The 7,651-nt window shown below is 68.9% G+C and carries 7 protein-coding genes and 2 pseudogenes; 6 read left to right on the forward strand and 3 right to left on the reverse strand.

Going from position 1 to position 7,651, the window contains the following annotated elements; all coding sequences use genetic code 11:
• Positions 1-105: 105 nt before the first annotated feature.
• A pseudogene (locus tag AC5JJ1_RS08410) lies at positions 106-711 on the forward strand (IS630 family transposase); the annotation flags it as partial.
• Positions 712-736: 25 nt separating this feature from the next.
• Here the strand turns inward: AC5JJ1_RS08410 and AC5JJ1_RS08415 are convergent.
• Together AC5JJ1_RS08415 and AC5JJ1_RS08420 are read right to left on the reverse strand one after the other, a co-directional pair.
• A complete protein-coding gene (locus AC5JJ1_RS08415) occupies positions 737-1,807 on the reverse strand; it encodes an IS630 family transposase (RefSeq protein WP_495784665.1) in 1,071 nt (356 codons plus the stop codon).
• 252 nt (positions 1,808-2,059) lie between these two features.
• The gene (locus AC5JJ1_RS08420) at positions 2,060-2,395 is read right to left on the reverse strand and encodes a transposase (protein ID WP_495784666.1); all 336 of its coding nucleotides are present in this window, start codon (positions 2,393-2,395) and stop codon (positions 2,060-2,062) included.
• A 347-nt stretch (positions 2,396-2,742) separates the two neighbouring features.
• Here AC5JJ1_RS08420 and AC5JJ1_RS08425 point away from each other — a divergent pair, with 347 nt between their 5' ends.
• From AC5JJ1_RS08425 to AC5JJ1_RS08445, 5 genes are all read left to right on the forward strand, one after another.
• Positions 2,743-3,336: an OsmC family protein gene (locus AC5JJ1_RS08425; protein WP_495784667.1), complete on the forward strand. Its 594-nt coding sequence runs from the start codon at positions 2,743-2,745 to the stop codon at positions 3,334-3,336.
• 66 nt (positions 3,337-3,402) lie between these two features.
• Positions 3,403-4,635 (forward strand): NAD(P)-binding domain-containing protein, encoded by a 1,233-nt coding sequence (locus tag AC5JJ1_RS08430; RefSeq protein ID WP_495784668.1) that lies wholly within the window; start codon positions 3,403-3,405, stop codon positions 4,633-4,635.
• Between the two features lie 15 nt (positions 4,636-4,650).
• Positions 4,651-5,820, forward strand: a complete 1,170-nt coding sequence (locus tag AC5JJ1_RS08435; RefSeq protein ID WP_495784669.1) for an NAD(P)/FAD-dependent oxidoreductase — start codon at positions 4,651-4,653, stop codon at positions 5,818-5,820.
• Positions 5,817-6,266, forward strand: a complete 450-nt coding sequence (locus AC5JJ1_RS08440) for a MaoC family dehydratase (RefSeq protein ID WP_495784670.1) — start codon at positions 5,817-5,819, stop codon at positions 6,264-6,266. Before AC5JJ1_RS08435 ends, AC5JJ1_RS08440 begins: the two co-directional genes overlap by 4 nt.
• A 203-nt stretch (positions 6,267-6,469) precedes the next feature.
• A complete protein-coding gene (locus AC5JJ1_RS08445; protein WP_495784671.1) occupies positions 6,470-6,799 on the forward strand; it encodes a hypothetical protein in 330 nt (109 codons plus the stop codon).
• Positions 6,800-6,920: 121 nt separating this feature from the next.
• Here the strand turns inward: AC5JJ1_RS08445 and AC5JJ1_RS08450 are convergent.
• Positions 6,921-7,577, reverse strand: a pseudogene (locus tag AC5JJ1_RS08450) (alpha/beta fold hydrolase); the annotation flags it as partial.
• Between the last annotated feature and the right edge of the window lie 74 nt (positions 7,578-7,651).

A 7,651-nucleotide genomic window follows, 5' to 3' on the forward strand; every position in this document is an offset into this window, starting at 1 on the left:
CCGCGCGGGTTCCGCCCGCGCCAACAGCCTGGCCATGCGCGCCTCCAGAGCTCGTTCAAGGCCCATCTGGTGAACGCGCTAGGCCAGCCAACTTTGCCGACCTAGAAAAAAACCCTGCACGCCAGCGAGCAGGATCGCGCCGACGTCGCCCGTCGGCGCGCCCAGTGGCAGCGCTATCAGGGACGGATTGATCCGGCGCGGCTGGTGTTCATCGATGAAACCTGGACCAAGACCAACATGGCGCCGCTTCGGGGCTGGGCGACGAAGGGCAAGCGAGTGCTGAGCAAGGCGCCGTTCGGCCACTGGAAAACCATGACCTTCGTGGCTGCTCTGCGGCACGACGGCATCGTGGCGCCGTGGCTGCTCGACGGCCCGATCAATGGGGAGCGGTTCCGGGTCTATGTCGAACAGGTCCTGGTGCCGACGTTGAAGCCAGGCGACCTGGTCGTCATGGACAACCTCGGCAGCCACAAAGGATCGGCTGTGCGCCGAGCCATCCAGCGGGCTGGCGCAAAGCTCTTCCTGCAGTCGAAATACTCGCCCGACCTGAACCCCATCGAGCAGGTCTTCGCGAAACTCAAGCACCTACTGCGACAGGCTGCCGCCCGAACCAGCGACGCGGTGTGCGCCACTATAGGCACACTCCTCAGTACCTACACGCCCCAGCAATGCGCCAACTACCTGAAGCACTCAGGATACAACCGAACCTAAACACATCACGGTCTAGTGCACTGAGTCAGACAGCAGGTGCAGAGAGCCTGGCCAGCTTGCCGAGGATGGTGTTGGCGGGCTTGGTCGAGGCGAACGGCTTGGAGGCCCTGTTGTGGTCACGGATGTAGCGGGCGATGGCGTCTTGCAGGTCGGATACGGACGTGAAGACGGCGCGCCGGATACGCCTGCGGGTGATGGTGGAGAAAAAGCCCTCGACAGCGTTGATCCAGGACGCCGAGGTCGGCGTGAAGTGGAAGACCCAGCGCGGGTGATCTGCCAGCCACTGCTGCACCTTTGGGTGTTTGTGGGTGCCGTAGTTATCGACGATGGCGTGGATCACCTTGCCGGCCGGGACCGCGCGTTCGACGGCGTTGAGGAAGCGGACGAACTCGTTGTGGGTGTGCCGCGGCATGCAGCGGCCGACCACGGTGCCGTCGAGGGTGTTCAGCGCCGCGAACAGGGTGGTGGTGCCGTTGCGCTTGTAGTCATGCGTCATGGTGCCGCACTTGCCGGGCTTCAGAGGCAGGCCCGGCTGGGTGCGGTCGAGCGCCTGGATCTGGCTCTTCTCGTCGATCGACAGCACCACCGCATGGCAGGGCGGGTCCATGTACAGGCCGACGATGTCCTCGACCTTGCTGGCGAAGGCGGGGTCGTTGGAGCGCTTGAAGGTACGCAGCCGGTGCGGCTGCAGGCGGTTGGCCTGCCAGATGCGCTGCACTGCGGTCAGGCTGATGCCGACCGTCTTGGCCATCGCCCGGCCAGTCCAATGGGTCACGGCGCCCGGCGGCTCGGACCAGGTCAGGGCCAGCACCTTGGCCACCGTCGTGGTGGCCAGCGGCGCCCGGCCGGGCCTGCGCGTCTTGTCGCGCAGCAGTTCATCGACACCTTGTTCGGCGTAGCGCCGTTGCCAGCGCCAGACCGCCGGGCGGCTGACGCCCGCACGACGCGCCACCTCCACCACCGGCAGCCGCTCGGCTGATAACAGGATGATGTTGGCCCGCTGCACGGGCTTGAGCGGGCGGTTCCGGTCATTGAGGATCTCCGCCAAGCGGGCGCGGTCCCCACATCCAACGATGATGCTGACGGTCTGGGCCATACCCAGACCATTCCATCACAGCCCCTGGCTGTGAATCCTCCGTCTGGGTCAGTGCACTAGCAGGGAAGGATGCCGGAGAGGCGAACCCGACGGAGCGCGAGGTGATGTGCACGGTGCGGATCCGCCGCAGCAGCGCCGCATCCGCCTCGGCGCGGGCCGACAGAGGCCGGTCGAGCCAGGCGTAGTAGCCGGCCCGCGAGACCTCAAGCAGTCTGGCCATCCGGGTGATCGGGAAGGTGGCCTGGTTTGCCCTCAGGAACTCGAAGACCCGGACGGGATCGTGCCGGTCTCGCGGGCAAACCAGGCCGCCGCGCGAGAGAGAATGTCGTGCTCCTGGCGCAACTGCTTGTTCTCGCGCCTGAGCCGCGCGAGCTCATCGCGCTCGGCCGTGTTCAGAATAGCCTCGGCAGAGGCGGACTGCACGTCACGCCGGCCCTCCTGCTGGTCAGCAGCAGCGACCCAGTTTCGAATGGCCTGAGCGGAGGGTTCGAACTCGCGTGCAAGGTCGGCCGGGTCGCGTCCGGCACGGACCAGCTCGATCATCTGGCGCCGGAACTCCGGCGCGTAGGTAGGATGAGTTTTGAGCATCGGGGGACACCTCACGCAAAAGCTTCGTTGATGTCCAGCAAAACGGGACAAAGCCACTTTCGCCGTATCGCCCCAGAACTGCCAGCCCCAAAAGACCCGCCCTGCTTTATCGCGCCCGCTCGACGCCGCCTTACCATGCACAGTCTCTCCTTACTGCGGTCGTTCCAAAGATCTGCAAAGAGCCTCTTGCCGCATTCCTTGACCTCAAGGTTGCCGCGTACTCGGCCATCACACGGCGGTCCAGCGCTTTTCCACGGCGTCTCCCACGCTGCCGTCCACGTCGTCCCCCTAAACACCTGCTCACCCCGACGAGCAGCGCCTGACCGGGGCGGCAAAGGAGAGATACCATGGACACGAACGTCACTACTGCGATGCCTGCCCAGAAGAAGATGCCGGTGCCGCGCAATGGCGTCGACACGCCGAAGCTCTTCGCTACTATCGCTGCCGTCGCCGACCAGCCCTCGCTCGCAAAGTTCCAATTCCGCGCCCAGAGCAGGTGGATCAGCGGCACGCATTGCCACAGCACCGTCGCCGGCTTCTATGGCGTCGGCGGCGAGATGCAGCACGTCACCGCCTTTGGCGTCAACAGCGACCATCCGAAGATTCTTTGCGGCGAGGATCGCGGGCCGACGCCGGTCGAGCATCTGCTGCACGCCCTCGCCGGCTGCCTCACTGCCGGCATCGCCAACATCGCTGCGGCGCGCGGCGTCACCCTGCAGTCCTGCGAGTGCACAGTCGAAGGCGACATGGACCTGCGCGGAATTCTCGGCCTGTCGGATGCAGTGCGGAACGGCTTCCAGGGCATTCGCGTGAGCTTCGACATCGAGGGCGACGCCCCGGTCGAGATCCTGAAGAAGATCGTCGAGCAATCGCGCGCCCGCTCCGCCGTCTTCGACATCCTGACCAACGGCGTGCCCGTCTCCATCGCCGTGAACGCCTGACACCGACGCCGACCCCACCGGCGCACGGCACACCCTGCGTCGGTGGTGAGCGCAAGGAAGCGCCCCATGCAGCATTCCCCTGTCATCATCCTTGGCGCCGGCCAAGCCGGACTGGCAATGAGCAATTGCCTCGGTGGCCGCGGCGTTCCCCATGTCGTCCTCGAGCGCGGCCGCATCGGCGAGCGCTGGCGGACCGAGCGGTGGGACAGCCTGCGGCTGCTCACGCCGAACTGGATGACCCGGCTGCCCGGCTGGTCCTACCGCGGCGCAAACCCGGACGGCTTCATGTCCTCACGCGAGTTCGTCCGCTACCTGGAGGACTATGCCCATGGCGGGTGCGCGCCTGTGGAATGCGGCGTCACGGTCCGGTCAGCCCGGCGCGGGCCGTCCGGCTACGTCGTCGAGACCGACCAGGGACGATGGCGGAGCGAGGTCCTGGTGGTCGCCACCGGCCATTGCGACCGGCCGGCCGTGCCCGAATGGGCATCCTCCTTGCCTGCATCGCTGCACCAGGTCACCCCGTCCGACTACCGCAACCCGGCGACGCTGCCGCAGGGCGGTGTGCTCGTGGTGGGCGCGTCGGCCACTGGCGTGCAGCTCGCCGAGGAGATCCAGCGCTCCGGTCGGCAGGTCACGCTGTCGGTCGGCCGACACATACGCCTGCCGCGGCGCTACCGCGGCCGCGACATCTGGTGCTGGCTGGAACGCAGCGGTGTGCTCGACGAGCGAACGACGGAGGTGTCGGACCTCGCCCGCGCCATGCGCCTGCCCTCCTTCCAGCTCGTCGGCCGCACCGACGGCGCCACGATCGACCTCGGCACGCTGCAGGCCTTGGGCGTGCGCCTGATCGGCCGCGCCGTCGGGGCGGAGACGGGCGTCCTGCAGGTCGCGGACGACTTAAAGGAGACGGTCGGCGCCGCGCAGTCCGCGCTCGAGCGCCTGCTGACCCGCCTCGATGCGGTCGCGGACTTGGCCGGCGCCCCGGCCGAGCCGGATGCCGTGCGGCGGATCGTCACGGCGGCCGCGCCGACGCGCCTCGACCTCGGCGGCATCCGCAGCGTGATCTGGGCCACGGGCCATACCCGCGACTACGGCTGGCTGCAGGTTCCCGTCCTGGATGCGGCCGGCGAGATCATTCACCAGGGCGGCATCACGCCCTCGCCCGGCCTCTTCGCCCTCGGGCTGCGGCTGATGCGGCGGCGCCGGTCGAGCTTCATCGACGGCGTCGGGCAGGACGCGATGGAGCTGACGGAGAACATACTCGATTGCCTGGCGCGGCCCGGCCGCGTCGCTGCGTGAACGGGACACGGGACGATGACCAACCGGGAAACCCATGACGTGCTGGTGGTCGGCGCGCGCTGCGCCGGCGCCGCTACCGCGATGCTGATGGCGCGGCGGAGATTGCGCGTGCTGGCCGTCGACCGCGGCGAGTACGGGTCGGACACGATGTCCACCCATGCGCTGATGCGCGGCGGCGTGCTGCAACTCCACCGCTGGGGAGTGCTGCCGCGGATCGCCGCGGTGACGCCCGCGGTGCGACGGACGGCATTCCATTACGGCGAGGACTGCGTGGACCTCGCGCTCCGTCCCGGACCCGGCGGCGACGCGCTCTACGCGCCACGGCGCACGCTGCTCGACCGGGTGCTGGCCGATGCGGCACGGCGGGCCGGCGTCGAGGTACAATATGGCCAGCGCCTGGTGGCGCTGCGCCGCGACGCCGATGGCCGCGTGCGCGGCGGCACGCTGCTGGATGCGTCGGGCCGCCGGCAGGAGGTCCGCGCCGATCTCGTCGTCGGTGCCGATGGCATGAGCTCGGCCGTGGCGCGGCTGGCCGGCGCATCCGTGATGCGCGAGGGACGGCATGCCAGCGCGGTGATCTACGGGCATTGGTCCGGCCTCAAGGCCGAGGGCTACCGCTGGTACTACAATCCCGGCGTCAGCGCCGGCGTCATCCCGACGAATGACGGCCAGCATTGCGTCTTTGCGGCGCTGCCGCAGGCCCGGCTGCGGGCCGAGGCGGACCGCGGAGCCGCGGCGTTGTACCAGGACGTACTCGCCGCCTGCTCACCAGCGCTGGCCGAGGCCGTGGCGCGGGCGGAGCCGCAGGCGCGGCTGGTCACCTTCGGCGGCCGGCGTGGCTACCTGCGACAGGCCTGCGGTCCCGGCTGGGCGCTGGTTGGCGACGCGGGCTACTTCAAGGACCCGCTGACCGCGCACGGCATGACCGACGCGCTGCGCGACGCCGAGCTGCTCGCACGTGCCGCCGCCTGCGGCAGCGAGGCTGCCTTCGCCGGCTATGCCGCGACGCGCGAGGCGCTGTCCCTACCGTTGATGGCGGCGACCGACGCTATCGCCTCCTTCGCCTGGACCCTCGAGGAGCTGCGCCTGCACCACCAGGCGCTGAACCAGGCGATGAAATCCGAGGTCGCGCATCTCGACGCGCTCGGCCCGTTCGACGCGAACCAGCAGGAGGACGCAGCATGAAGACCGACACGCCATGGAGCCTGACGATCAACGGACGGCCGATGGAAGGCCGGATCGCCGAGCGGCGGCGCCGGACCTCGATGCACGACGTGGAGGTCTTCTCCGGCATGACCGGCGACAGAAACCCGCTGCATCACGACGAAGCCATGGCGAAGGCCTCGCCCTTCGGCGGGCTGATCGTGCAGGGGGGCGTGACCTCCGGGCTGCTCAATGCCGTCGTCGCCGAGAACCTGCCCGGGCCGGGCACCGTCTTCCTGCAGGTCGAGTGGCGCTTCCTTAAGGCCGTGCTGGTAGGCGAGGAGATCACCGGCCTCGTCGAGGTCATCGCGATCCGCGACGACAAGCCGATCTGCAAGCTCAGGACCGAGGTCCGGAACGCGGCGGGCGAGGTCTGCCTGGCCGGCACCGCGGTGACCTACACCGTGCCGCTGCGGCCGGCGTCCTAGCATCCGCTCCCGCACATGACGGGGCCGGCCGGGCGTGAGCCCGCGCCGGCCCCGATCGCGTCCGACCCTGCCATGGTCGTGCCGGGCGCGAAAACCACAGGCGGTCCGACGCTTCCCACGCGCGCTTCCACGGCATTCCACACTGCCGGCAGCAAAGCTCTCCTCGCGCACCGAGGTGGTGCGCGCAGACAAAGGAGACGACGATGCACCGCCATGTCCGCCGGCTCGCCATGGGTTGCCGGAAACTGTCCCGCTTCTGCTGGCCCGTCCTCGTGGCCGCGATGACCGGCACCGCACCGAGCCATGCCGTCGCGGCACCGGCCGCGGAGTACGGTCCGGAAGCGGAGGCCGTATTCCGTGCGCGCTGCGAGGCGACTGGGATGGCGCCCCGCCAATGCCAGTCGATGATGGAAATGCTGCAGGCGCGCATCGGCTATGCCGCTTTCCTCGACGGCACGGCGAGTGACGCGTGGTCTAACGGGCGGCTGGCCGCCATCCGTATCGCGCCGGACCGGCCGGGGGCGCAGCCATGACGACCGCGTGCCGGGCGCTCTGCACTGTCTGGACCTGGCTGCGTGGCAGCGGATACAGGCCGGAACGGCACTACATGCGGGGCGGCAGCCCACCAAGCCTGCCGCGGGCGGCGCATCCCCCCTAGGTACCCTCGGTTCGGTCGAGGAAGGCACGCATCTCGTTCAGGAACCGGGTCCAGGCCGGCTCGTCCTCGAGCAGGATGTGGTTGCGTCCCTCGAGCGGCACGAAGCGCGCGTTCCTGATGCCCATGGCGAGGCGGCGCCCTTCCTCGAAGGGCACCACCTCGTCGCCCGTGCAGTGGAGCACGAGGGTGGGAACACGGACCTGCGGCAGCAGCGCCTCGACCTGCAGGGATCCGAAAGCCTCCTGAATCCGGACCGCATTCTCTGGCGACGTCGTCATCCGCTGCAGCTCGTTGAACCAGCGCGCCTGCTCCGGGGTGCCGTCAGGGATGAAGAGGCTGGTGAAGGACTGGCGGAAGGCCGGGTTGTCGGCACCCCAGCCATGCCGCATCAGGGTGACCAGCGCTTGCCGGGTCGCCAGTTCGGCGGGGTTGTCGCGTTGCGCCCAGCCCCGGGCGTAGCCGCCATAGAGCACCAGGTGGCTGACGCGCCCGGGATGCTCGGCGGCGTAGGCGATGGCAGTGGCGCATCCCTGCGAAATGCCGAGCACCGCAAAGCGCTCGAGGCCCGCGGCCTCCACCACCGCCTCCACGTCGCGCCTCGAGGCGGTCAGCGAAAGGTCTTCGACCTGCCAGTCGGAAAGGCCGTTGCCGCGCGCGTCGTAGCACTACCTTGGCAGTCTGAAGTCAGGCGGCGGCCTAAGCTTCCGCCGGCAGTGTGGACATCGGA

The organism is Belnapia sp. (assembly GCF_059504005.1).